We start from the raw sequence: 3,505 nt of genomic DNA, 5'->3' as shown, positions 1-3,505 counted from the left end.
AAAGTGTGGCAGGCTTCTCGCTGACGGGCAGAGCAACGGTTGAGAGGTCCATGGGGCGTCTCCAGGGTTCGGATGTCGGACCCCGAAACCCTACCCGAGTTCCACTGTCCGTCGCCTCATAGGATCTCTTTGTGAAACAGCGAGATCGATGAGACACCAGGACGGACTCGTCTCGGCCGCCGAGAAACGCTACACTTCAATGCGCCGAATATCCAGACTTCTAGATCAGTGGCGTGAGGCATCCCAGCACCTGAGCGTCCGGTCTCAAGCTTCGTTGGAGCCACCTTTGTAATACTGCCGTGGCCGGCAACGCATAGGACGCTGGCGTGGCAGTATTGGTCTCAACACCTTGGTTCACGAGGTTGGGACATCGACCAAGCGCAGCAAGGAGGAAGCACATGAGTTGGTGTTCAATCCTTGGGAGGACAATTGCCGGTCTTGCGGCACTTTGCGGTATGTCTCTGACCGCCTCCGCAGGCCAGCCTTTGGTCAACGTCCGAGGTGGGGATGGAATCGCAATCCACGGCTACGATCCCGTCGCCTACTTCATTGCCGGGGAGCCTCGGAAGGGAAGTTCTGGACTTGGCGTCGCGTACAGCGGAGCCCAGTGGCTGTTTTCAAGTGAGACGAACAAGCGCCTCTCCGTGCAGAATCCAGAGCATTATCTTCCGGCCTACGGTGGGTACTGCGCCTATGGTGTTGCTCAAGGACGCCTGTTGGATGTGGACCCGCAATCCTGGACGATCCTGTATGACCATCTTTATCTCAACTGTCCGGAACCGATCTACGATCTCTGGCTCGGTGACCCGATGTCGTACATCAGGCAGGCCGATAAGAATTGGCCCCGCCTGACCGGACAGATTGCCGTTCAGCCCCAACCGAATGCCAGCACGTTCCCTGCACCCAACAGTAGAAATCCATGAGAGTTCGATCTCACTCAAGACGAGCGTATTGCCAGCCGCTCATGGTGCCATCTGGCTTTACACCCAGGCCCCGTCTCTTGCTCAGTGTCAACTTCTGAGTACTCTAACCGGCGTGGAACCACTTTGGAATGTCGTGTTCTGGCACACCTGGGAAGTAAGCGATTGATCCGCTTCAGCGCTCAAGAGCCGACATTCGTTGAGCCGCCGGTGGAGTGCGCCGCCGACTGTGCCTCCTCTGTTTAAGCCACTTGCTTCGATCATTCAGCTTGGCTTCTTGGATGTATAAACGTGAACCCCACTCCATTCGCGCGGCCGTGCCGCAGAGAAAGCCCGCCGTGTTTCGACTGAGTGTGCAAGCAGCACCCCAGCGGCGTGGTCATTCGAAGCGGCATTGACGATCGCCGCGAATCCGCGCTCAGCGGTGTCGAAGTCGCCCGCGATCAAGGCACTTAGTGCAGCCTCATGAAGGTCTCGGATCCTAAGCTTGGCAGGATCGACATGGCCCTGACGCCCGAGAAGCTCGAACAGCTCAACCGGTGCCGTACGACCCGCTACGGCAATCCGATCGAGATGACGCCATTCGAAGCCTTGACCGGCTTCCGCCCACACCCCGCCATCGGCCAGGATGCTTGTGCCATAAACCTTGTTGAGTGCCTCCAGGTGGCTCGAGAGGTTCACGACATCGCCAATCGCTGTATAGGCGAGGCGATGAGATGTCCCAATGTTGCCCACCACCGCTGGTCCCAGGGCAAGGCCAACCCGGGTCCGGAACGGCGGCATGCCGTCAGACTGGCGGTTCGCGTTGAACATCTGGAGACGGTCCTGCACCGTCAAAGCCGCCTCGCAAGCGCACGCGGCGTGCTCCGGCAGCAGGGCTGGGGCGTTGAAGAAGGCCATCGCGCCATCCCCCATGAACTTGTCAACGAGACCACCGGCTTCCGTTATTGCACCCTCCAGAACGTCGAAATAGCTCCCGAGCTCACGACTCAGCTGTTCTGGAGGAAGGATCTCGGCGATCTTCGTGAAGTCAGCGATATCGGTGAATAGAACAGTCAGCACCCGCGTCTCGCCGCCAGGCTCAACCTCTTGGCCACTGTCCAACATGGCCCGCACGAGCTCTACCGGAACATAGTGTGAGAAGGACCGAAGGCACGCTTTCATTGCCGCCAGAGACATCGACATCGTATCCATCTCATGGAGGAACGATCGGGTAGGAGCCGTGCCTGAGAGGCGCAACTCGCCAACCTGGCGCAAATCTTCGCTCATGTTTCGGATCGGGCGCGTGATCGCGTTCGCGATCCAGATCGCTATGGCGATCTGGATCGCGAGGAAGCCGGCGCTGACCACAAGAGTGTCCCGGGTCGCCCTCTGGATCGGACCATCGATCTCATCTGCGGGCACCATCACGGTCAGAAACCACGGCCGGCCGCTTGCGGGCTCAAGCATATGCAGACTCCTGGCGACTGAGTCGCTGCCAGCCTGCTGCCCGACCGCCTGTACATCCAGAGAGGCAGAGCTGCGGTCGGCTGTAGAGAGCTGGGCCGCCGCCGCGATGACATCGGCCCTCATCTCTGATGGCAATGAGCTACTGCCCAGGATGACAGGGTCGCCTGCTAACTGGGGGACGATAACCGCCGCGCGACCATTTCTGCCTACGCGCAGATTGCTGAGAAACTCATCGATCACCCGCAGATGGAAATCGGCCGTCGCAACACCCCCGATATGGCCTGGGGGGCGCAGCCTCAATACGGTCGAGACGCCCCATTCGCCTTCGGCAAACTTGTAGAGGTCCGTCCAACGAGGCTGCAAAGATTCGAGCCCGAGAAGGAACCAGGGGGCGGTGCGGGGATCATAGGACGCCTGCAGTCGCGGGGTCAGAGGGGAGCGAGTGCCATCCTCGCGAATTTCCCATTCCTGGGGACGCCCCTCATTCACATTTAAGGCTGAACGGTTGAGGACGAGCATTCCATCGCGTCGCGTGACTCCGATGAATGTGCCTGCCTGCGCATCCGAGTAGCTCAACCACGTTAGGTCGCGATCCGCCCGCATTTCAGCGATCAGGTACACCTCCAGGCGATCGGCATCATCCAGGTTGAGGATGCGCCTCTCTACGAGCCGCTGAATCCGGGTCAGGGCCAGTGGACCTTTTTCGAGGAAACGTTCGATCCGATTTTGGACGTCCGTTGTAGCCTGATCGATCTGCAGGCGAGTGATCGCGCGGGAGCTCTCGTTGTTCCGGATCAGCACGAAGGCTGAGACCGCCCCAAGCGATGTGACCATAAGGACAATGATCGCGGCGAGGAGCGTGAAGCGGAACCCCAGTTTCATCCCCGCCTACCCCTGAGGTGCCGTGGGTGAGAGCCTTAGGTGGTCGTCACCCGCTTTCATAGCAGGATCCGAAGCGGCCGTAACCAAATTGTAGTTCGGCTTGGAACCCGGGCCCGTCTCTTACGCGTAATAGGGGCAAAACCGTTGGCGATCACGCTAAGGAGCAGCGGTCGCTGACCAGATCTGCCAGGCGCGGGACGGCTGGCGCATCAGCAATTCCCAGTCTATCGCCAAGATAGCTCCAGAATGACACT

General features: G+C 59.5%; 2 protein-coding genes. One reads left to right on the top strand and one right to left on the bottom strand.

What is annotated here, in order from left to right:
* Positions 1 to 398: 398 nt before the first annotated feature.
* Complete coding sequence (locus FS320_RS40225) at positions 399 to 923, top strand: YHS domain-containing (seleno)protein (RefSeq protein ID WP_152718062.1); 525 nt, start codon at positions 399 to 401, stop codon at positions 921 to 923.
* Between the two features lie 261 nt (positions 924 to 1,184).
* Here FS320_RS40225 and FS320_RS40220 read toward each other — a convergent pair whose 3' ends face one another.
* Positions 1,185 to 3,251: an adenylate/guanylate cyclase domain-containing protein gene (locus tag FS320_RS40220; protein ID WP_152718060.1), complete on the bottom strand. Its 2,067-nt coding sequence runs from the start codon at positions 3,249 to 3,251 to the stop codon at positions 1,185 to 1,187.
* Positions 3,252 to 3,505 lie beyond the last annotated feature (254 nt).

Source organism: Microvirga tunisiensis (assembly GCF_009296175.1).
Taxonomy (GTDB): Bacteria; Pseudomonadota; Alphaproteobacteria; order Rhizobiales; family Beijerinckiaceae; genus Microvirga; species Microvirga tunisiensis.
The sequence above is the reverse complement of the archived record's forward strand: the minus strand, read 5'-3'. Positions and strand labels throughout refer to the sequence as shown.